The 20,941-nt window shown below is 71.1% G+C and carries 16 protein-coding genes; 2 read left to right on the top strand and 14 right to left on the bottom strand.

Annotation, left to right across the window (positions count from 1 at the left end):
- The first annotated feature begins 7 nt into the window (after window positions 1-7).
- Window positions 8-2,167: an MMPL family transporter gene (locus SGFS_RS45680; RefSeq protein ID WP_286258454.1), complete on the top strand. Its 2,160-nt coding sequence runs from the start codon at window positions 8-10 to the stop codon at window positions 2,165-2,167.
- Here the strand turns inward: SGFS_RS45680 and SGFS_RS45675 are convergent.
- Window positions 2,148-3,578: an RsmB/NOP family class I SAM-dependent RNA methyltransferase gene (locus SGFS_RS45675; RefSeq protein WP_286258452.1), complete on the bottom strand. Its 1,431-nt coding sequence runs from the start codon at window positions 3,576-3,578 to the stop codon at window positions 2,148-2,150. The two genes, SGFS_RS45680 and SGFS_RS45675, sit on opposite strands and share 20 nt — an antisense overlap.
- A gap of 318 nt (window positions 3,579-3,896) precedes the next feature.
- Window positions 3,897-4,829 (bottom strand): methionyl-tRNA formyltransferase, encoded by a 933-nt coding sequence (gene fmt / locus SGFS_RS45670; RefSeq protein ID WP_286258450.1) that lies wholly within the window; start codon window positions 4,827-4,829, stop codon window positions 3,897-3,899.
- 367 nt (window positions 4,830-5,196) lie between these two features.
- Between fmt and SGFS_RS45665 the strand changes: the two genes are divergently transcribed.
- Complete coding sequence (locus tag SGFS_RS45665; protein WP_286258449.1) at window positions 5,197-5,826, top strand: hypothetical protein; 630 nt, start codon at window positions 5,197-5,199, stop codon at window positions 5,824-5,826.
- Window positions 5,827-5,967: 141 nt separating this feature from the next.
- Here SGFS_RS45665 and SGFS_RS45660 read toward each other — a convergent pair whose 3' ends face one another.
- From SGFS_RS45660 to SGFS_RS45605, 12 genes are all read right to left on the bottom strand, one after another.
- Window positions 5,968-8,118, bottom strand: a complete 2,151-nt coding sequence (locus SGFS_RS45660; RefSeq protein ID WP_286258447.1) for a primosomal protein N' — start codon at window positions 8,116-8,118, stop codon at window positions 5,968-5,970.
- A 160-nt stretch (window positions 8,119-8,278) separates the two neighbouring features.
- Window positions 8,279-9,487 (bottom strand): methionine adenosyltransferase, encoded by a 1,209-nt coding sequence (metK, locus tag SGFS_RS45655; protein ID WP_286258446.1) that lies wholly within the window; start codon window positions 9,485-9,487, stop codon window positions 8,279-8,281.
- Between the two features lie 240 nt (window positions 9,488-9,727).
- Window positions 9,728-10,930, bottom strand: a complete 1,203-nt coding sequence (coaBC, locus tag SGFS_RS45650; protein ID WP_286258445.1) for a bifunctional phosphopantothenoylcysteine decarboxylase/phosphopantothenate--cysteine ligase CoaBC — start codon at window positions 10,928-10,930, stop codon at window positions 9,728-9,730.
- A 131-nt stretch (window positions 10,931-11,061) separates the two neighbouring features.
- Window positions 11,062-11,331, bottom strand: a complete 270-nt coding sequence (gene rpoZ, locus SGFS_RS45645; RefSeq protein WP_005485492.1) for a DNA-directed RNA polymerase subunit omega — start codon at window positions 11,329-11,331, stop codon at window positions 11,062-11,064.
- A 64-nt stretch (window positions 11,332-11,395) separates the two neighbouring features.
- Complete coding sequence (gmk, locus tag SGFS_RS45640; protein ID WP_286258444.1) at window positions 11,396-11,989, bottom strand: guanylate kinase; 594 nt, start codon at window positions 11,987-11,989, stop codon at window positions 11,396-11,398.
- 59 nt (window positions 11,990-12,048) lie between these two features.
- Window positions 12,049-12,372: an integration host factor gene (locus SGFS_RS45635; protein ID WP_003977346.1), complete on the bottom strand. Its 324-nt coding sequence runs from the start codon at window positions 12,370-12,372 to the stop codon at window positions 12,049-12,051.
- A gap of 266 nt (window positions 12,373-12,638) precedes the next feature.
- Window positions 12,639-13,478 carry an orotidine-5'-phosphate decarboxylase gene (pyrF, locus tag SGFS_RS45630; RefSeq protein ID WP_286258440.1) on the bottom strand — a complete coding sequence of 280 codons (840 nt, stop codon included), beginning with the start codon at window positions 13,476-13,478 and terminating at the stop codon, window positions 12,639-12,641.
- A complete protein-coding gene (locus SGFS_RS45625) occupies window positions 13,475-14,584 on the bottom strand; it encodes a quinone-dependent dihydroorotate dehydrogenase (RefSeq protein WP_286258439.1) in 1,110 nt (369 codons plus the stop codon). The genes pyrF and SGFS_RS45625 overlap by 4 nt, the downstream gene beginning before the upstream one ends.
- A gap of 63 nt (window positions 14,585-14,647) precedes the next feature.
- Complete coding sequence (gene carB / locus SGFS_RS45620; protein WP_286258437.1) at window positions 14,648-17,956, bottom strand: carbamoyl-phosphate synthase large subunit; 3,309 nt, start codon at window positions 17,954-17,956, stop codon at window positions 14,648-14,650.
- Window positions 17,949-19,091 (bottom strand): glutamine-hydrolyzing carbamoyl-phosphate synthase small subunit, encoded by a 1,143-nt coding sequence (gene carA / locus SGFS_RS45615; RefSeq protein ID WP_286258436.1) that lies wholly within the window; start codon window positions 19,089-19,091, stop codon window positions 17,949-17,951. Before carA ends, carB begins: the two co-directional genes overlap by 8 nt.
- A complete protein-coding gene (locus SGFS_RS45610) occupies window positions 19,088-19,654 on the bottom strand; it encodes a PH-like domain-containing protein (protein ID WP_286258435.1) in 567 nt (188 codons plus the stop codon). The genes carA and SGFS_RS45610 overlap by 4 nt, the downstream gene beginning before the upstream one ends.
- Window positions 19,651-20,937, bottom strand: coding sequence for a dihydroorotase (locus SGFS_RS45605; RefSeq protein ID WP_286258434.1), 1,287 nt, complete (start codon window positions 20,935-20,937; stop codon window positions 19,651-19,653). Before SGFS_RS45605 ends, SGFS_RS45610 begins: the two co-directional genes overlap by 4 nt.
- Window positions 20,938-20,941: the final 4 nt, after the last annotated feature.

Here is a 20,941-nt window from a genome sequence, read left to right as displayed (position 1 = left end):
GGCGATCATGACAGAGGTTCGGAAACGGCCTGAACGAGGCGTCGGGCACCTGGTCTGCGGACGGCGTGCCAAGTGGGTCGTGCTGGGGCTGTGGCTGGTGCTGCTCCTCCTGACGGCGCCGTTCGCGGCGAAGCTGACCGACGCCCAGGACAACGACGCGGCGTCCTGGCTGCCCGGCTCCGCAGAGTCCACCCAGGTCCTGGAGATCTCCGAGGACTTCAGGCCCGAGCAGATCCCCGCGGTGGTCGTCTACGCCCGCGAGAGCGGCCTCACGGCTGCGGACAGGACGCAGATCGAGCAGGACGTACGCGAACTCAGACAGCTGCGCGACCACGGCATCATCGGCGACCAGACCCGGGGCCCCGTCTACGACCGCGCGAGCGACCCCAGGGCCGCCCAGATCTATGTACCGATCACGATGGACGAGAAGGGCTGGGAGCGGATCGCACCCGCGGTCGACTCGATCCGTGACGACGTCGGCGAGGGCGGCGCCGGGCTCTCCGTGCACATCACCGGCCCGGGCGGTACGTCCGCCGACTTCTCCGAGGCCTTCGAGGGCATCGACTCCACGCTGCTGCTCTCGGCGATGGGCGTCGTCATCGTGATGCTGCTGTTGACGTATCGCAGCCCGACCCTGCTCGTGGTGCCACTGCTGGCGGTGATCGCCGCGCTGTTCACCGCGCAGGCCCTGATCTACTTCCTGGCGGAGCACGCGGGTCTGACGGTCAACGGCCAGAGCGCGGGCATCCTGACGGTCCTGGTCTTCGGCGCGGGCACGGACTACGCCCTCCTGCTGGTCGCCCGCTACCGCGAGGAACTGCACCGCCACGAGGACCGCCACGAGGCGATGGCCCTGGCCCTACACAGGGCCGGCCCCGCCGTGCTGGCCTCCGGCGCCACGGTCGTGGTGAGCATGCTGGTGCTGCTGGCCGCCGAGATGAACTCGACCCGCGGCCTCGGCCCGGTCGCCGCCATCGGCGTCGCGGTGGCCCTGCTGGCGATGATGACCCTTTTCCCCGCCCTGCTGGTGATCTGCGGCCGCTGGATCTTCTGGCCGGTGATCCCCCGCTTCGGCACGGACGACCCCACCGAGCACGGCCTGTGGGCCCGTATGGGCCGACGGATCGTGCCCCGCCCCCGGATGATCTGGATCGCCACGGCGGCCGCCCTCGCCATCTGCTCGCTCGGCCTGATCCAGATGCGGGCCGAGGGCATCACCAACGCGGACGCCTTCACCGGCGAACCGGACTCGATCGTCGGCCAGAAGGTCTCCGCGCGCTACTTCCCGGCGGGCAGCGGCGACCCCCTCGTGATCATCAGCAACCAGCCGCAGGCCCAGGATGTGGGCCACGCGGTCGCCGAGACACGCGGAGTGGTCCCCACCTCTCTCGGCCTCCCGCCCGGCACGAAACCCGCGCACGACGGCAAGGTCCTCTTCGAGGCCACGATGACCGCCCCCGCCGACAGCGAGGCCGCGAAACAGACCGTGGAGCGGGTCCGGGACGCCGTGCACGCGGTGCCGGACGCGGACGCCCAGGTGGGCGGGGGCACGGCGGCCCTGCTGGACATGGACGAGGCGACCACGCACGACAACATCCTGATCATCCCGCTGGTCCTGGTCGTGGTGACGCTGATCCTGTGCGCGCTGCTGCGCGCCCTGGTCGCCCCACTGCTGCTGGTCGGCACGGTGATTCTGTCGTTCGCCGCCGCACTGGGCCTGAGCGCGCTCGCGTTCCGCCACCTTTTCGACTACGCGGGCGAGACGACGGACTTCCCGCTCTTCGTCTTCGTGTTCCTGGTCGCCCTCGGCATCGACTACAACATCTTCCTGACCACCCGCATCCGCGAGGAGGCCGCCCGCCAGGGCACCCGCCCCGGCGTGGTCACGGGTCTGGCGACCACGGGCGCCGTCATCACTTCGGCGGGCCTGGTCCTCGCGGGCACGTTCGCCGCACTCGGCACCCTCCCCATGGTCGCCTTCGCCGAGATCGGCTTCGCGGTGGCCCTGGGCGTCCTCCTTGACACCTTCATCGTGCGGTCCGTCCTGGTCCCGGCCCTGTTCCTGGACATAGGCCCCAGGATCTGGTGGCCGCACCGCCTGTCCCACGAGGACGGTGGGGGCACCCCACCGAAACCCACCGAGAGCGTCACCCCGTCCGGCGGATGAGCGCCAGATACATGGCGTCGGTCCCGTGCACATGCGGCCACAGCTGTACGTCCGGCCCCTCACCCAGCGCCGATACGCCCTCCAGCAGCGGCCGGGCGTCGATGAGGTCGGCCGTGTCGCCGTACTGCTTGAGCACGTCCTCGACGACCGCGCGGGTCTCGGCGAGGTGCGGCGAGCAGGTCGCGTAGCCGACGACACCGCCGACCCGCACCGACTCGAGCGCCGTCCGCAGCAGCGCCCGCTGCAGCGGAGCGAAGCCGTCCAGGTCCTCGGGCCTGCGCCGCCAACGGGCCTCGGGCCGCCGCCGCAGCGCCCCCAGCCCCGTACAGGGCACATCCATCAGCACCCGGTCGAAGGAGCCGGGCCGCCAGGGCGGACGCGTCCCGTCCGCCGCGATCACCTGATACGGCCCCGGATTGCCGTTCAGCGCCTTCGCGACCAGCCCTGCCCGGTGCGGCTGCTTCTCGGAGGCGAGCAGCACCGCCCCGCGCTCGGCGGCGAGGGCGGCGAGCAGGGCGGCCTTGCCACCGGGCCCGGCACACCCGTCGAGCCACGCCTTGTCGGGCCCGTCGAGCGGAGCGTTGGCGAGGGCGAGCGCCACCAGCTGGCTGCCCTCGTCCTGTACGCCCGCACGGCCCTCCCGTACGGCGTCGACGGCACCGGGCTCCCCGCCCTCGGCGAGCCGCACGGCGTACGGCGACCAGCGCCCCGGCACCGCGGACTCCTCCCGGAGCAACTCCTCGGTGGTGGCCCGCCCCGGCCGGGCGACCAGGGTCACCTCGGGCCGCTCGTTGTCGGCCTCCAGCAGATCCTCGATCCCGGCGCGCCCGCCGCCGAGCGAGTCCCACAGTGCGGAGACGACCCAGCGGGGGTGCGAGTGCACGACGGCGAGGTGGTCCTCCGGATCGTCGTCGTAGGGCGGGGCGACCCGCTCCAGCCACCCGTCCAGATCATGCTGCGCGATCTTGCGCAGCACGGCGTTGACGAACTTGGCGCGGCCGTCGCCGAGCACGACCCGCGCGAGATCGACGGAGGCGGACACGGCCGCGTGCGTCGGGATCCGCGTCCCCAGCAGCTGATGCGCACCGAGGCTGAGCACATCTAGCACCGGCGGATCGACCTCACGCAACGGCCGGTCGACACACTCCGCGATGACGGCGTCGTACGTCCCCTGCCACCGCAGCGTCCCGTACACCAGCTCGGTCGCGAGCGCCGCGTCCCGCCCGTCGAACTTGTCGGGTCCCTCTTTCTCCCGCGCTTTGCGCAACAGCGGCGGCAGGACGAGGTTCGCGTACGCGTCCCGCTCGTCCACGGCCCTGAGCGCCTCGAAGGCGAGCATGCGGACGGGGTCCTTCGTAGGACGACGGTAGGGCTTGCCCGGCTTACGGGGACCGCGGGACTGCTCGCTCACGAAAAAGGTGCTCCGGATACGGGATGAGATGGCACGACCAGCGTACGCCGCAGGGCAGACGGGGCCGGGGGCCGGATGACGGACGTGGACGGGGACCGGCGGCGACGACTGAGGCTTCCAGCCGCCGAGGGGCTGACGGCCCTAGGGCGTGTTTCGAAAGTAGCGTCGTCCGCCCGGAGGGCGGGGCCCGCGGCGTCTGGTGCGGTGCATCGCAAGGCGGAGGGTCGTCCGCGTACTGGGTGTACGCGGACGACCCCGACAACGCGGCGAGGTGCCGTGCCAGACGCCGCGGGGCAGACGGGACTTTCGAAACACGCCCTAGCCGCCAAGGGACTCCCCGTCCGTGATGCGCACGCCGCGTGCCCAGTCGGCGGCCCGCATGGGCTTCTTGCCCTGCGCCTGCACCCAGAGCAGCTCGACGGCGTACGAGCCGGTCCCGACGTACACGTTGTTCTTGCCGACGTCGAGCGCGCCGGGGGCGAGGTCGGTGCGTTCGGGTACGGGCGCGGCCTGGACGAGCTTGAGCCGCTCGCCGCGGAACGTCGTCCACGCGCCGGGCGCGGGTGTGCAGCCGCGTACCACGCGATCGACGCGCAGGGCGGGCGTGGTCCAGTCGACGTGCGCGTCCTCGACAGTGATCTTCGGCGCGAGGGTGATCCCGTCTGCGGGCTGCGCGACCGCCTTGAGCGTCCCGTCCTCGATCCCGTCCATGGTGGCGGCGAGCAGCCCGGCGCCCGCGAAGGCGAGCCGGGTCAGCAGATCACCGCTGGTGTCGGCGGGCCGGACCGCCTCGGTGACGGTCCCGTACACGGGCCCGGAGTCGAGCCCCTCCTCGATGAGGAAGGTGGACGCCCCGGTGATCTCGTCCCCCGCCATGATCGAGTGCTGCACGGGGGCGGCGCCGCGCCAGGCCGGCAGCAGCGAGAAGTGCAGGTTGACCCACCCGTGGGCGGGGACGTCGAGGGCGACGCGCGGCAGCAGGGCCCCGTACGCGACGACGGGACAGCAGTCCGGCGCGATCTCCCGCAGCCGCGCGAGGAAGTCCTCGTCCCGCGGCCTGCCCGGCTTCAGCACCTCGATACCCGCTTCCTCGGCCCGCTGGGCGACAGGGCTCGAGACCAGCCGCCGCCCGCGCCCCGCCGGCGCGTCCGGCCGCGTGACGACTGCGGCCACCTCATGCCGCTCCGACGTGATCAGAGCGTCCAGTGCGGGGACGGCGACCTCGGGGGTACCAGCGAAGACAAGCTTCATGGGTGAGTGTGGGCCTCTCGGGCGGGAGTTCGGACACGCCCGCGCGTGCGGGGCGGGGCAGCGCACCAGTCTATGGGGGCACCGGTCCGCTCGCTCCACGCCCTGGCCCGCAGGCGCCGACGGCGGGCAACCCACACGGCGGACCGCGAACCTGTCAGCCGACTCGCACGGCGGTGCCCGGGTGGTCGCCCCCCTCAAACCCCAGTACCCCGGGGGCGCACCCCACGCCGCGCGCCTCCCGAATATGCCCCCACGCCCCCACACCGTGACCAGCGGAGCGAATTCGCGTTGGTCAAGAAAGAGTTGACCACTACGGGCCGCAAACGCGGCACATCCTTATTCCAACGCCGGTTCGAGAGGCTTGTTCATGGCCGACCACGCAACCCACGACGCCCAGGCTCGGGCCAGCCTGCACTTGCTGGTGCGGGACATCGAGCGGGTCCGCCGGCAGGTGGACGCACTACGCACACTGACCGCCCAACTGGGCAACGTCTACCGCCCGCGCCGCTCCGGCCCCTCCACGGGCTTCGTCGTCTACGGACGCGCCCCCGCCCCGACCGTCCGCCTCGCCCAGGAGCTGCGGGACAGTGTCGAGACCCTTGTCACGGCCGCCGTGGACTTCGACCGCTCACTCGGTTTCTCGTGGGACGCGGTGGGCTCGGCGCTCGGGGTGACCAAGCAGGCCGTGCACCGCCGCTACGGCGCCCGCCGCGCCGCCGCCCAGGCCGCCGCGGAGGCCGAGCGCACCGCGGAACCACAGGGCACCCGCACAGTGAACGTCGGCGCGGGCCTGCCCACGGTCCCGGCGGCCCGCTCGATGCCGGGCCAGATGCCGACGCAAATGCCGGCCCAGCTGCCGGCCCAGCTGCCGGCCCAGCTGCCGGCCCAGCTGCCGGCTCAAATGCCCACGCAGATGCCGACCCAGCCGACAGCGGGCAGCCCCACGCTCCGCGACGAGGCAAGACCCACGGCCTTCCCCGGACCGCGCAACGGCTGATCCGCCCCCTGTCTGCCTCCCGGTAGCCAACCGGGAGGCAGTCGCGTACTCCGACATATCACCGCCGGGCCGACCCCCTCGTTGCCCCACCTCAGAGCGCGGGCAGATCACCACCGCGGGCACCGTCGGCCATCCGTACCCTCACCCGATATCCAACGGGTCCACCCGAATCCGCACCTCGTCACTCCCCCCACGCGCCATCCGCGCCGCCTGCGCGCTCTTGAGCGCAGCGGCCAACGCCGCCCCACTCCCCGGCGGCACCCGGACAAGCGCACGCTCCCACCGCTCCCCCGCCGGTGGCGCCCCCACCCTCCGCTGCCGCCCCGCATCGATGACGGCCAGGGGCACCGGCCCCAACACTTCCGCGTCCGGCGGCAGTTCGACGCCGGCCAGGAAGTCGGCCACGCCCCCGACCACCGCGGACACGGCGGCCATCCGCGACACCGGCGGAAAGCCCAACTCGGCCCGCTCGGCCAGCTCCCGCACGGCGTGCCCCACCGGGTCCCACCGCACCAGCGCCTGCACGGGCCGCAGCGTCGGCTCGGCGACCACGACGACCGTGCCGCCCGCCTCCTGGTCCCGGACGAGCGCGGCGGCCCCGATCCACCGCCGCAGCGCCTCCTCACCGGCCCGCAGATCGGGCCGCCCGAGCATGGCCCACCCGTCCAGCAGCAGCGCGGCGGCATACCCGCCCTCGGCGACCGGCTCGGCGCCCGGCGTGCTCACGACCAGCGCGGGCGTCCCCGGCACGGTGTCCAGCACATGCTCCCGCCCGGAGGTCCGCACCGGTACGGCGGGAAAGGCCCGCCCCAGCTCCTCGGCGGTCCGCCGGGCCCCCACGACCCGCGCCCGCAGCCGGAAGCCCCCGCACTCCGGGCAGTGCCAGCTGTCCTCCTCGCGCCCGCACCACCCGCACAGCAGAGCGGAAGTCCCCTCCCGCGCCTCGAACGGCCCGGCACAGTGCCGACACCGCGCGGGCTCCCGGCACCGAGCACAGGCCAATCGCGGCACATACCCCCGCCGAGGCACTTGCACCAGCACAGGCCCGCTGCGCAGCCCGTCCCTGGCGACCTGCCAGGCCAGACTCGGCAGCCGAGCCGCCCGCGCGGCCTCGTCCCGAGCGAGCTCCCCGTCCCCCACGGTCCGTACGAGCGGCGCGGTGGCCCGTACCTGCTCCCGCCCGGCGACGATCGGCGCGGCCCACCCGCTCTCGACCAGTTGCGCGGCCTCGACCGTGCAGCTCCAACTGCCCAGCAGGAAACCGCACTTGTCCCGGGCGGCCCGCAGCTCCAGCACCTCCCGCACATGCGGAAAGGGAGCGTTGTCATCACTGTGGCCCGCATCGCCGTCGTCCCACACGACCACCAGCCCGAGATTTTGCACCGGCGCGAACATCGCGGCCCGTGTCCCCACCACGGCCCGCACGGCTCCCCGCCGCACGGCCAGCCACTCCCGATACCGCCGCTCCGGACCGGCCTCAGCGGTCAGCAGGGCATGCTGCCCCTCCCCCAACAACCTCCGCAGCGCCTCGTCGACCCGCGCGGCGGGCCGCCCGGCCGGTACGACGACGAGCGCCCCCCGCCCCGACGACAGCGTCGCCTGCACCGCCCGCCCGATCTCCTCGGCCCAGTCCGGCCCGGGCAACGCGGTCCACACGGCCCGGGGCGCACCGCCACCGGCCAGCGCCCGCAGGAACCCCTCCCCGCGCGCATACCTCCGCCAGGACCCCGGCTCGGGCGCGTCCGGCGCCGGAAGCGGCTCGGCCATCTCCACCGCCTCGGCCCGCGCATGCCGCGGCGGCACGGCCAGCTGCAGCACATCCGCGAGGCTCCCGGCATAACGATCCGCCACCGCCCGCGCGAGCCCCAGCAGTTCGGGATCCAGCACCGGCTCGGGCGAGACCACCTGCGCCAGCGCGGCCAGCGGCCCGGCATAGTCGGACTCGGCCAGCCTCTCGACGATGAACCCGTCCCTCAGGCCACCGCCCTCGCGACGCCCCTCCCGGACATTGTGGGCGCCCGCCCCGAACCGCACCCGGACCCGGACCCCGGGCTGGGCATCGGCGTCCAGCTCCTCCGGCACCGCGTAGTCGAAGTACCGATCGAGATGCAGCACACCCTTGTCGACCAGCACCCGGGCAACCGGCAGCTCCTTGGCCAGCGCGGCCCCCCGCCACGTCCGCGGCTTGGCCTTCGGCACCTTGGCCTTCCGCACGGCCTCCCGGATGAACGCGAGCTGCTCGGGCACCGCGTCCCCCGCGCCGCCGCCCCTCTTCCCGTCCTCGCTGCTCACGCCTGCATTCCTACCAAACCCCACTGACAACCGACGCCCTCGAACTCCCCGCCCGCCCGGCCTCGGGCCCACCCGTCGCCCCGCACACGGCAACGAGGCCCGGTGCCCCCAGGGGACAACGGGCCTCGCGAAGAACCGAAGACCTACGAACGCGTGGGGCCTACAGCCCCGCCGCCTTGCGCAGCGCCTCCACACGGTCCGTGCGCTCCCACGTGAAGTCGGGCAGCTCGCGGCCGAAGTGACCGTACGCGGCGGTCTTGCCGTAGATCGGGCGGAGCAGGTCGAGGTCGCGGATGATCGCGGCCGGGCGGAGGTCGAAGACCTCGTCGATGGCCTTCTCGATCTTGTCGACGTCGATCTTGGCGGTGCCGAAGGTCTCGACGAAGAGGCCCACGGGCTCGGCCTTGCCGATCGCGTACGCCACCTGGACCTCGCAGCGCGCGGCCAGACCGGCCGCGACGACGTTCTTGGCGACCCAGCGCATCGCGTATGCGGCGGAGCGGTCGACCTTGGACGGGTCCTTGCCGGAGAAGGCGCCGCCGCCGTGGCGGGCCATGCCGCCATAGGTGTCGATGATGATCTTGCGGCCGGTGAGGCCGGCGTCGCCCATCGGGCCGCCGATCTCGAAGCGGCCGGTCGGGTTCACCAGCAGGCGGTAGCCGTCGGTGTCCAGCTTGATGCCCTCGTCGAGGAGCGCCTTCAGCTCCGGCTCCACCACGAACTCGCGGATGTCGGGGGCCAGCAACGACTCCAGGTCGATGTCGCTCGCGTGCTGCGAGGAGACCACGACCGTGTCCAGCCGGACCGCCTTGTCGCCGTCGTACTCGATGGTGACCTGGGTCTTGCCGTCGGGACGCAGGTAGGGGATCGTGCCGTTCTTGCGGACCTCGGACAGGCGCTTCGACAGGCGGTGGGCCAGGAAGATCGGCAGCGGCATCAGCGTCGGCGTCTCGTCCGTCGCGTAGCCGAACATCAGGCCCTGGTCACCGGCACCCTGACGGTCCAGCTCGTCGTCATCACCCTCGACCCGGGTCTCGTACGCCGTGTCGACGCCCTGTGCGATGTCAGGGGACTGCGAGCCGATCGACACCGACACACCACAGGACGCGCCGTCGAAGCCCTTCTTCGACGAGTCGTAGCCGATCTCCAGGATCGTGTCGCGGACCAGCTGGGCGATCGGCGCGTAGGCCTTGGTCGTGACCTCACCGGCCACGTGCACCAGGCCGGTGGTGATGAGCGTCTCCACGGCGACGCGGGACGAGGGGTCCTCGCGCAGGAGCGCATCGAGAATGGCATCGCTGATCTGGTCAGCGATCTTGTCGGGGTGACCCTCGGTCACGGACTCCGAGGTGAACAGACGACGGGACACAACGCTCCCTGTGGTTGCAGCGGCTGCTGGCTGATCATTGGCGGACGAGCTGGGGGCTGCGCCCGGCGTCGTCCGAGAACAGTTTATCGGTCGGGCTCGGCCACCGGCCCACCTGTCTCGCCTCTCGGGAGCTCTGTGACCTGCGGCACCTGCATTCTGCCCCGTGGCCGACGGTGTCCGCCAGGGTCGCCACACCCCTAATGTGAGGGGTTCGAGTGAGCCCTGGCGCGAATAGAACGGTCAGCGCAACCGATGCGCCACCAGGTCCCACACCGTTTCGGCCAAGGCTTCCTTCGGGCCGTACGGCACCGGGGTCTCACTGCCGTCGGCGCCCAGCACCACGGCCTCGTTCTCCTCGGAGCCGAAGGTCTTGCGCTCCCCCACCTCGTTCACCACGAGGAGGTCGCACCCCTTCCGCGCCAGCTTCGTACGGCCGTTGGCGAGGACGTCGTCGGTCTCGGCGGCGAAGCCGACGACCACCTGTTCGGGGCGCGGCCGGTCGGCCGATATCTCCGCGAGGATGTCCGGATTACGGACCAGGACGATGGGCTCCGGCTCCTGCCCGTCCTTCTTCTTGATCTTGCCGGCGGCGTACGTCTCCGGGCGGAAGTCCGCCACCGCCGCCGCCATCACGACCACATCGGCGTCCGAGGCCGCCTTGAGCACCGCCTCGCGCAACTGGACCGCCGTACCGACCCTTACGACGTCCACGCCCGCGGGGTCGGGCAGTCCGGTGTTCGCCTCGATCAGGGTGACCCGGGCGCCCCGGGCGGCAGCCGTGCGGGCCAGGGCGTACCCCTGCTTGCCGGAGGAGCGGTTGCCGAGGAAGCGGACGGGGTCGAGGGGTTCGCGGGTGCCGCCGGCGCTCACGACGACATGACGGCCGGCGAGGTCCGGTTCGGTGACGCCCCTGGCGAGCACCCGGCGGCAGACCTCGAAGATCTCGGCGGGGTCGGGCAGCCGCCCCTTGCCCGTGTCGACGCCGGTCAGCCGGCCCACTGCGGGCTCGATGACCACGGCGCCGCGGCGGCGCAGCGTCGCCACGTTCTCCTGGGTGGCCGGGTGTTCCCACATCTCGGTGTGCATGGCGGGGGCGAAGACGACCGGACAGCGGGCGGTGAGCAGGGTGTTGGTGAGGAGGTCGTCGGCCAGGCCGTGGGCGGCCTTGGCCAGCGTGTCGGCCGTGGCGGGGGCTACGACGACCAGGTCGGCCTGCTGGCCGATGCGGACGTGCGGCACCTCGTGGACGTCGTCCCACACCTCGGTCGAGACGGGGTTGCCGGAGAGCGCGGACCAGGTGGCGGCACCGACGAAATGCAGGGCGGAGGCCGTGGGCACCACCCGTACGTCATGCCCGGACTCGCTCAGCCTGCGCAGCAACTCGCACGCCTTGTACGCGGCGATGCCACCGCTGACCCCAAGAACGACCTTCGGCTTGCCCACCGGGCCTCCCGCATTCGACACCAGCACGCCGCGGCTCGTCGGCGTACGAGTCCATCACACACCACAGGCCCGGCAGTCGCGCTGCCGGGCCTGTGGAAAAACCAACTGCAAGCGGAAAATACTACTGACGCCTACGCGGGGCCCTCGACGGCCTCGGACGTCAGCAGACCCGCGTTGATCTCGCGGAGGGCGATCGAGAGCGGCTTCTCGTGGACGTGGGTGTCCACGAGGGGACCGACGTACTCGAGGAGGCCCTCGCCGAGCTGCGAGTAGTACGCGTTGATCTGGCGGGCACGCTTGGCCGCGTAGATCACGAGGCTGTACTTCGAGTCGGTGGCCTCGAGGAGCTCGTCGATCGGCGGGTTGATGATGCCCTCGGGCGCGGAGATGGAAGAGGACACGCTCTACCTTCCGATGGATGGGAAAAGATCGGTCGTGATCACAGAAACCGGACAGAACCCGTGATCACACAACATCCATCAAGGCTAGCAGCTCGCGAGCCACGTCCTCGACGGAGGTGTTGACCAAGGTCACGTCGAACTCCGGCTCGGCCGCCAGCTCGATCTTGGCGGCCTGCAGGCGGCGCTCGATCACCTCGGGCGGTTCGGTGCCCCGCCCGGTGAGCCGGCGCACCAGCTCGTCCCAGGAGGGAGGAGCCAGGAACACCAGCTGAGCGTCGGGCATGGTCTCGCGGACCTGCCGGGCGCCCTGGAGGTCGATCTCCAGCAGGACGGGCTCGCCCCGCTCCAGGCGTTCCAGCACGGCGGCCCGTGGAGTGCCGTAGCGGTTGCCGGCGAACTCGGCCCACTCCAGCAGCTCGCTGTTGGCGATCAGCTTGTCCATCTCCTCGTCGGTGACGAAGAAGTAGTGGACTCCGTGCTTCTCGCCGGGGCGCGGCTTTCGGGTCGTCGCCGACACCGAGAGCCAGACCTCGGGGTGGGCCTTGCGCATATGAGCGACGACCGTGCTCTTGCCGACCCCTGAGGGGCCGGAGAGCACGGTCAGTCGCGGACGTACGTCCGGGGGCTCGGGGGTCGCGCCCCGGGATGTTGCAGCCATGCAGCGATTATTCCAGCAATCCCGGAGTGCCCGGGACTCCCTCCCGACAGGGCCCGGGATCAGGAACCGGTACTGCCGAACTCACGCTCCAGGGAAGCGATCTGGTTGGAGCCGAGGCCGCGGACACGACGGCTCTCGGAGATGCCGAGTCGCTCCATGATCTGCTTGGCGCGGACCTTGCCCACGCCCGGCAGGGACTCGAGCAGGGCGGAGACCTTCATCTTGCCGATGACGTCGTTCTCCTGGCCCTGCTTGATGACCTCATGCAGGGAGGCGCCGGAGTGCTTGAGTCGATTCTTGACCTCGGCCCGCTCCCGGCGAGCCGCGGCGGCCTTTTCGAGCGCGGCTGCGCGCTGTTCAGGGGTAAGGGGCGGAAGAGCCACGCCTACGTCACCTCGGATGTCGAACTGTCGGATACGGACCGGTGAGGAACCTAGTCGCCCCACACCTAGGGAGCCACGAGCAACACGCTCGCCCGTTGACTCTGCTCGGAGACTAGCGGCCATCTCCGCTGGAGTCAGCGAGAACAGCGGAAAAGTCCTGGTCAGCCTCCCTGGAGTCGGACATAACCGGCATACTGCCCTGGATTTGAGGATGTATTCAGACTCAGGCCGTCCATGAAGCGCCCCTCGGGCACTCATCGGAGGTCTCAGGCCGCCGCCACCGCGGTGCGGATCTCCTCCGCGAAACGAGCCGAGGCGTCACGCAGCGCGACGACGTCGGGACCGTGACGGAGGACGCCACGGCTGACGTTCGGCACCACATTGCGCACGGCCGCCCCGAAGACCGCCGGGAGATCGGCCGGAGTGGCCCCTTGTGCGCCGATCCCGGGCGCGAGGAGAGGTCCGTTGATGTCCAGGTCGTACGAGGAGAGGTCGCCCAGCGTGGCGCCCACGACGGCGCCGAAGGAGCCCATGGGCTTTTCTCCCGCGTTCTCGGCCGCCAGGTGCGCCAGCATCGTCGCTCCGACGTTCCGCCCGTCACCACGCACCGCGTGCTGCACCTCGCCGCCCTCCGGGTTGGAGGTCAGCGCCAGTACGAACAGCCCGGCGCCGCTCTCGCGCGCCAGTTCCACGGCCGGCTTCAGCGAGCCGTAGCCGAGGTACGGCGAGACCGTCAGCGCGTCGGAGAACAGCGGGGCGTCCTTGCGCAGGAAGGTCTCGGCGTACGCGGCCATGGTGGAGCCGATGTCACCGCGCTTGGCGTCCATGACGACCAGCGCCCCGGCCGCCCGCGCTTCCTCGACCGTCTTCTCCAGTACGGCGATGCCGCGCGACCCGAAGCGCTCGAAGAAGGCGCTCTGCGGCTTGAAGACGGCCACCTGGTCGGCCAGCGCCTCGACGACCGTGCGGCTGAACCGCTCCAGGCCCGCGATGTCGTCGTCCAGGCCCCAGTCGGCGAGCAGGGAGGCGTGCGGGTCGATGCCGACGCACAGGGGGCCGCGCTCGTCCATGGCGCGGCGCAGCCGCGTACCGAAGGTCTCGGTCATGCCGTCCTCTTCCTCACGTCGGCGCCGACCGCTTCGGCGAGCGTGGCGTACGGGCTCGTGCGCAGGCGTGCCGCGAGGCCCTTGTGGATGGCGCGCGCCCAGAAGGGGCCCTCGTAGACGAAGGCGCTGTAGCCCTGGACCAGCGTGGCTCCGGCCAGGATGCGCTGCCAGGCGTCCTCGGCGTTCTCGATGCCGCCGACGCCCACCAGGGTGATCCGGTCGCCCACGCGCGCGTAGAGGCGGCGCAGGACCTCCAGGGAGCGTGCCTTGAGCGGGGCGCCGGAGAGGCCACCCGTCTCCTTGAAGAGAGTGGGTTGGGACTTCAGACCGAGTCCCTCGCGCGCGATGGTGGTGTTCGTGGCGATGATCCCGTCCAGGCCCAGTTCCACGGCGAGGTCGGCGACGGCGTCGATGTCCTCGTCGGCGAGGTCCGGCGCGATCTTGACGAGCAGCGGCACCCGGCGCGTACGGACCGTGCGGTCGGCGGCCTCGCGCACGGCGGTGAGCAGGGGCCGCAGTGCCTCCGTGGCCTGGAGGTTGCGCAGGCCGGGCGTGTTGGGCGAGGAGACGTTGACGACCAGGTAGTCGGCGTGGGGCGCGAGACGCTCGGTGGACTTCACGTAGTCCCCGGCGGCCTCGTCCTCCGGGACGACCTTCGTCTTGCCGATGTTGACGCCCACGACGGTCCTGAAAACCGGGGTGCGCGAGGCCAGGCGGGCGGCCACGGCGAGCGAGCCCTCGTTGTTGAAGCCCATGCGGTTGATCAGCGCCCGGTCGGCGACCAGGCGGAACAGCCGCTTCTTGGGGTTCCCGGGCTGCGCCTCCCCCGTCACCGTGCCGATCTCGACGTGGTCGAAGCCCAGCATCGACATCCCGTCGATCGCGACGGCGTTCTTGTCGAAGCCGGCGGCCAGCCCGAACGGACCGTGCATGCGCAGCCCGAAGGCCTCGGTGCGCAGCTCTTCGTAGCGGGGCGCGAGGGCGGCCGCGACGAAGGTGCGCAGAACGGGGATGCGGACGGCGAGGCGGATCCAGCGGAAGGCCAGGTAATGGGCCTCCTCGGGGTCCATCCGTGTGAAAACCAGACGGAAGAAAAGCTTGTACATCGAGAGTCCTCAGGGGTCCTCATGAAGAGGGGGACACCGTTTCCGGTGTCCCCCTCAGGGCTGCTAGTCGCGGGCCGCGGTCAGGTGTTCGGCGTGTTCCTGGAGTGAGCGCACCCCGATGCCGCCGTGATTGAGCGCGTCGATGCCCTGGACGGCCGCGGCGAGCGCCTGGACCGTCGTCAGGCACGGCACGGACCGGGCCACGGCCGCCGTACGGATGTCGTAGCCGTCGAGGCGGCCGCCGGTGCCGAACGGGGTGTTGACGATGAGGTCGACCTCGCCGTCGTGGATGAGCTGGACGATGGTCCGCTCGCCGTTCGGGCCGGTGCCCTCGCTCTGCTTGCGTACGACGGTGGCGTTGATGCCGTTGCGCTTGAGCACCTCGGCCGTACCGGACGTGGCGAGCAGTTCGAAGCCGTGGGCGACCAGCTCACGCGCCGGGAAGATCATCGAACGCTTGTCGCGGTTGGCGACCGAGATGAACGCGCGCCCCTTGGTGGGCAGCGGACCGTAGGCGCCGGCCTGCGACTTGGCGTACGCGGTGCCGAAGACCGAGTCGATGCCCATGACCTCGCCGGTGGAACGCATCTCCGGGCCGAGGATCGTGTCGACGCCGCGCCCGTGGATGTCGCGGAAGCGGGACCACGGCATGACGGCCTCCTTGACGGAGATCGGCGCGTCGAGCGGCAGCTCACCGCCGTCGCCGTTGGCCGGAAGCAGCCCCTCCGCGCGCAGCTCGGCGATGGTCGCGCCCAGCGAGATCCGGGCGGCGGCCTTGGCCAGCGGCACCGCGGTCGCCTTCGACGTGAAGGGGACGGTGCGGGAGGCGCGCGGGTTGGCTTCGAGGACGTAGAGGATGTCGCCGGCCATCGCGAACTGGATGTTGATCAGGCCGCGGACCCCGACACCGCGAGCGATGGCCTCCGTGGAGGAACGCAGGCGCTTGATGTCGAAGCCGCCGAGGGTGATCGGGGGCAGGGCGCACGCCGAGTCGCCGGAGTGGATGCCGGCCTCCTCGATGTGCTCCATCACTCCGCCGAGGTAGAGCTCGTGACCGTCGTACAGGGCGTCGACGTCGATCTCGATCGCGTCGTCGAGGAAGCGGTCGACGAGGACCGGCCGGGAGGGGCTGATCTCGGTCGACTCGGCGATGTACGACTCCAGACGGGCCTCGTCGTACACGATCTCCATGCCGCGCCCGCCGAGCACGTACGACGGGCGGACGAGGACCGGGTAGCCGATCTCGTCGGCGATGGCCTTGGCGCCGGCGAAGGTGGTCGCCGTGCCGTGCTTCGGCGCCGGAAGCCCGGCCTCCGCCAGTACGCGTCCGAAGGCACCGCGGTCCTCGGCGGCGTGGATGGCCTCCGGGGAGGTGCCCACGACCGGTACGCCGTTGTCCTTGAGCGCCTGCGACAGGCCCAGCGGGGTCTGGCCGCCGAGCTGGACGACGACGCCCGCGATCGGGCCGGCCAGCGACTCGGCGTGGACGATCTCCAGCACGTCTTCCAGCGTGAGCGGCTCGAAGTACAGGCGGTCGGAGGTGTCGTAGTCCGTGGAGACGGTCTCCGGGTTGCAGTTGACCATCACGGTCTCGTAGCCCGCGTCGCTCAGCGCGAAGGAGGCGTGAACGCAGGAGTAGTCGAACTCGATGCCCTGGCCGATGCGGTTCGGGCCGGAGCCGAGGATGATGACGGCCGGCTTCTCGCGCGGGGCGACCTCGGTCTCCTCATCGTACGAGGAGTAGAAGTACGGCGTCTTCGCCGCGAACTCGGCGGCGCAGGTGTCGACCGTCTTGTACACCGGGCGCACGCCCAGCGCGTGGCGCACCTCGCGCACGACGTCCTCGCGCAGCCCCCGGATCTCGGCGATCTGCTGGTCGGAGAAGCCGTGCCGCTTGGCCTCGGCCAGGAGTTCGGGGTCCAACCGCTCCGCCGCGGCCAGCTCGTCCGCGATCTCCTTGATCAGGAAGAGCTGGTCGACGAACCACGGGTCGATCTTCGTGGACTCGAAGACCTCCTCGGGCGTGGCACCCGCGCGGATGGCCTGCATGACGGTGTTGATCCGGCCGTCGGTGGGCCGTACGGCCTCCGACAGAAGGAGATCCTTTTCACCGGGCTCGCCGACGAACGTGAACTGGCTGCCCTTCTTCTCCAGCGACCGCAGAGCCTTCTGCAGGGCCTCGGTGAAGTTGCGGCCGATGGCCATGGCCTCGCCGACCGACTTCATGGTGGTGGTCAGTGTCGAGTCGGCCGACGGGAACTTCTCGAAGGCGAAGCGCGGCGCCTTCACCACCACATAGTCGAGCGTCGGTTCGAACGACGCCGGGGTCTGCTCGGTGATGTCGTTCGGGATCTCGTCCAGCGTGTAGCCGACGGCCAGCTTGGCGGCGATCTTGGCGATCGGGAAGCCGGTCGCCTTGGAGGCGAGGGCGGACGAGCGCGACACGCGCGGGTTCATCTCGATGACGATCACACGACCGTCCTCGGGGTTCACCGCGAACTGGATGTTGCAGCCGCCCGTGTCGACGCCGACCTCGCGGATCACGGCGATGCCGATGTCCCGGAGGATCTGGTACTCGCGGTCGGTGAGGGTCATCGCGGGCGCGACCGTGATCGAGTCACCGGTGTGCACGCCCATGGGGTCGAAGTTCTCGATGGAGCAGACGACCACGACGTTGTCGTGCTTGTCGCGCATCAGCTCCAGCTCGTACTCCTTCCAGCCGAGGATGGACTCCTCCAGGAGCACCTCGGTGGTGGGCGAGAGGGTGAGGCCCTGGCCGGCGATGCGGCGCAGCTCCTCCTCGTCGTGGGCGAAGCCGGAACCGGCGCCGCCCATGGTGAAGGAGGGGCGGACGACGACGGGGTAGCCGCCGAGCGTCTCCACACCCTGGATCACGTCGTCCATGGAGTGACAGATCACGGACCGGGCGGACTCGCCGTGGCCGATCTTGGCGCGAACGGCCTCGACGACGTCCTTGAAGAGGTCGCGATCCTCGCCCTTGTTGATGGCCTCGACGTTGGCGCCGATCAGCTCGACGCCGTACTTCTCCAGCGTCCCGGCTTCGTGCAGCGAGATGGCCGTGTTGAGGGCCGTCTGACCGCCGAGGGTGGGCAGGAGGGCGTCCGGGCGCTCCTTGGCGATGATCTTCTCGACGAACTCCGGGGTGATCGGCTCGACGTACGTGGCGTCGGCGATCTCCGGGTCGGTCATGATCGTCGCCGGGTTGGAGTTGACGAGGACGACCCGGAGGCCCTCGGCGCGAAGGATGCGGCACGCCTGGGTGCCGGAGTAGTCGAACTCGGCGGCCTGGCCGATGACGATCGGGCCGGAGCCGATGACCAGGACGGACTGGATATCGGTGCGCTTAGGCACGCTGGCCCTCCATCAGGGATACGAAGCGGTCGAACAGGTAGGCGGCGTCGTGCGGGCCCGCTGCCGCTTCGGGGTGGTACTGGACGCTGAAGGCCGGCCGGTCGAGGAGCTGGAGCCCCTCCACCACGTTGTCGTTGAGGCACACGTGGGAGACCTCGGCGCGGCCGTAGGGGGTCTCGGAGACCTTGTCGAGCGGGGCGTCGACGGCGAAGCCGTGGTTGTGCGCGGTGACCTCGACCTTGCCGGTCGTACGGTCCTGCACCGGCTGGTTGATGCCGCGGTGGCCGTACTTCAGCTTGTAGGTGCCGAAGCCGAGGGCGCGCCCCAGGATCTGGTTGCCGAAGCAGATGCCGAACAGCGGGGTGCCGCGCTCCAGGACCGACCGCATCACGGAGACCGGGTGGTCGGCGGTGGCCGGGTCGCCGGGGCCGTTGGAGAAGAACACACCGTCGGGGTTCACGGCGTACACGTCGTCGACGCTCGCCGTGGCCGGCAGCACGTGCACCTCGATGCCGCGCTCGGCCATGCGGTGCGGGGTCATGCCCTTGATGCCGAGGTCGACGGCGGCGACGGTGAACTTCTTCTCGCCGATCGCCGGGACGACGTACGTCTCCTTGGTGGCGACCTCGGCGGAGAGGTCGGCGCCCTTCATCTCGGGGGCCTGTCGGACCTCGGTGAGCATGGTGCCCTCGTCGGGCAGCGCGTTGCCGGAGAAGATGCCGACGCGCATGGCGCCGCGCTCGCGCAGATGGCGGGTGAGGGCCCGGGTGTCGATGCCGGAGATCCCGACGACACCCTGCTTGCGCAGCTCGTCGTCCAGCGAGCGACGGGAGCGCCAGTTCGAGGGGACGCGCGCGGGGTCCCGTACGACATAGCCCGCGACCCAGATCCGCTGGGACTCGGGGTCCTCGTCGTTGACGCCGGTGTTGCCGACGTGCGGGGCGGTCATCACGACGACCTGGCGGTGGTACGACGGGTCGGTCAGGGTCTCCTGGTAGCCGGTCATCCCGGTGGAGAACACGGCCTCGCCGAAGGTCACCCCCACGGCCCCGTAGGCGCGGCCGCGGAAGATCCGGCCGTCCTCCAGGACGAGTACGGCGGGAACCCTGGTGGCTCCCCGGGTGGAGGTCGTCATCGTGCGCCTTCCGTTTCCGTCTTGTTGATCATGTTGTTCAGTGCCTCGACCCACTCGTTGTGCTCGGCCGCGCGGTCGGAGCGGAACCCGGAGTCGATCAGCCTGTCGCCGTGCTCCCAGGTGACGACCAGCAGCCCGCCCTCGGTGAGGACCTTGCCGGCGATGCCCTTGTCGAGCCGGGCCTCGCGCAGGGCCGCGACCGGGACGAAGAAGTCCGTCGCTCCCGGGCGTACGACGTCCAGACCCGCGTCCGTCAGCGTGAGCTCGACGCGGCTGCGGGTGCCCAGGCCGTGCGCCACGATGCGGTCGAGCCACTGCCCGGCGGTGGTGGAGCCGTGGTAGCGGCCGCTCATGCTCAGTCTCGCCTCACCGGGCTCGTCCGGCGCGGTGGAGAGGGCGGGCAGGTCGCTCTGGAGCGTGCCGCGCCACTTCCAGCCCTCGCGCATCAGCCAGTAGACGAGCGCGATGAACAGGGCGAGTCCGACGAGCCAGCCGATACGGGCGGCCCAGTCGGTGACCTCGGCCGATTCCTTCCCGGCTGCCAGCAGAAGTACAGGTGTCACGTGAGCTTCCCGTCGACGAGCGTGGCCTTGCCCCGCAGCCACGTGTGCGTGACACGGCCCGGCAGCTCGCGGCCCTCGTACGGGGTGTTGCGGCTGCGCGAGGCGAAGCCCGCGGGATCCACCGACCCACGGTATGCCGTGTCGACGAGCGTGAGGTTGGCGGGCTCACCTGCCGAGACGGGACGTCCGTGACCGGCCGCCTGCCCGATCTTGGCGGGCTTGACCGACATCCGGTCCGCGACGCCCGCCCAGTCGAGCAGTCCGGTCTCGACCATCGTCTCCTGGACCACCGACAGGGCCGTCTCCAGGCCGACCATGCCCATGGCGGCGGCGGCCCACTCGCAGTCCTTGTCCTCGTGCGGGTGCGGGGCGTGGTCGGTGGCGACGATGTCGATCGTGCCGTCGGCGAGCGCCTCGCGCAGGGCGAGCACATCACGCTCGGTGCGCAGCGGCGGGTTCACCTTGTAGACCGGGTTGTACGAGCGGACCAGCTCGTCGGTGAGGAGGAGGTGGTGCGGGGTGACCTCGGCGGTGACGTCGATACCGCGGGACTTGGCCCAGCGGACGATCTCGACCGAGCCGGCGGTCGACAGGTGGCAGATGTGGACGCGGGAGCCCACGTGCTCGGCGAGCAGGACATCCCGGGCGATGATCGATTCTTCGGCCACCGCGGGCCATCCCCCGAGCCCCAGCTCGGCGGAGACGACGCCCTCGTTCATCTGGGCGCCCTCAGTCAGCCGCGGCTCCTGCGCGTGCTGGGCGACGACACCGCCGAAGGCCTTCACGTACTCCAGCGCCCGGCGCATGATCACGGCGTCGTCGACGCACTTGCCGTCGTCGGAGAAGACGGTGACCCCGGCGGCCGACTCGTGCATGGCGCCCAGCTCTGCGAGCTTCCTGCCCTCCAGGCCGACGGTGACGGCGCCGATCGGCTGCACGTCGCAGTAGCCGTGCTCCTGGCCGAGTCGGTAGACCTGCTCGACCACACCGGCGGTGTCGGCGACCGGGAAGGTGTTGGCCATGGCGAAGACGGCCGTGTAGCCGCCGGAGGCCGCCGCGCGCGTGCCGGTCAGCACGGTCTCGGAGTCCTCGCGGCCGGGCTCCCGCAGATGCGTGTGCAGGTCGACGAGGCCCGGCAGGAGCACCTTGCCGTCGGCCTCGACGACCTCGGCGCCGTCGGCCGGGAGACCGACTCCCACCTCAGCGATGACCGACCCGTCGATCAGCACGTCCTGCGGCTCGCCGCCGAGCACCTTCGCACCACGAATAAGGATCTTGCTCATCGGT

Origin of the sequence: Streptomyces graminofaciens, from assembly GCF_030294945.1 — a bacterium.
GTDB lineage: Bacteria > Actinomycetota > Actinomycetes > Streptomycetales > Streptomycetaceae > Streptomyces > Streptomyces graminofaciens.
Note: the sequence above shows the minus strand (reverse complement) of the source record. Positions and strands in the feature narration are given on the sequence as shown.

Excerpts from the sequence above, each read along its gene's own strand:
- SGFS_RS45680 (WP_286258454.1), top strand. The coding sequence starts at position 8 with ATGACAGAGGTTCGGAAACGGCCTGAACGAGGCGTCGGGCACCTGGTC.
- fmt (WP_286258450.1), bottom strand. The coding sequence starts at position 4,829 with ATGAAGCTTGTCTTCGCTGGTACCCCCGAGGTCGCCGTCCCCGCACTG.
- SGFS_RS45665 (WP_286258449.1), top strand. The coding sequence starts at position 5,197 with ATGGCCGACCACGCAACCCACGACGCCCAGGCTCGGGCCAGCCTGCAC.
- gmk (WP_286258444.1), bottom strand. The coding sequence starts at position 11,989 with ATGGCTGCAACATCCCGGGGCGCGACCCCCGAGCCCCCGGACGTACGT.
- pyrF (WP_286258440.1), bottom strand. The coding sequence starts at position 13,478 with ATGACCGAGACCTTCGGTACGCGGCTGCGCCGCGCCATGGACGAGCGC.
- SGFS_RS45625 (WP_286258439.1), bottom strand. The coding sequence starts at position 14,584 with ATGTACAAGCTTTTCTTCCGTCTGGTTTTCACACGGATGGACCCCGAG.
- carA (WP_286258436.1), bottom strand. The coding sequence starts at position 19,091 with ATGACGACCTCCACCCGGGGAGCCACCAGGGTTCCCGCCGTACTCGTC.
- SGFS_RS45605 (WP_286258434.1), bottom strand. The coding sequence starts at position 20,937 with ATGAGCAAGATCCTTATTCGTGGTGCGAAGGTGCTCGGCGGCGAGCCG.